Origin of the sequence: Paraburkholderia sp. SIMBA_027 (assembly GCF_046535315.1) — a bacterium.
Lineage (GTDB): Bacteria > Pseudomonadota > Gammaproteobacteria > Burkholderiales > Burkholderiaceae > Paraburkholderia > Paraburkholderia tropica.
The window spans coordinates 1-274 of record NZ_JAWRWY010000528.1; the positions used below are offsets into that span (position 1 = coordinate 1).

Consider the following 274-nt stretch of genomic DNA (forward strand, 5'->3'; position numbering starts at 1 on the left):
GCTGCATACATTGTTGCCGCGATCCTGTTTATCTTCAGTCTGGCCGGTCTTTCGAAACATGAAACGTCTCGCCAGGGTAACAACTTCGGTATCGCCGGGATGGCGATTGCGTTAATCGCAACCATTTTTGGACCGGATACGGGTAATGTTGGCTGGATCTTGCTGGCGATGGTCATTGGTGGGGCAATTGGTATCCGTCTGGCGAAGAAAGTTGAAATGACCGAAATGCCAGAACTGGTGGCGATCCTGCATAGCTTCGTGGGTCTGGCGGCAG

The 274-nt window shown here is 52.6% G+C and carries 1 protein-coding gene; it reads left to right on the plus strand.

Translation table 11 applies throughout. The features are described from left to right. Positions 1-274: NAD(P)(+) transhydrogenase (Re/Si-specific) subunit beta (locus tag SB764_RS40105; protein WP_410866765.1), on the plus strand; the 274-nt coding region annotated here is incomplete at both ends.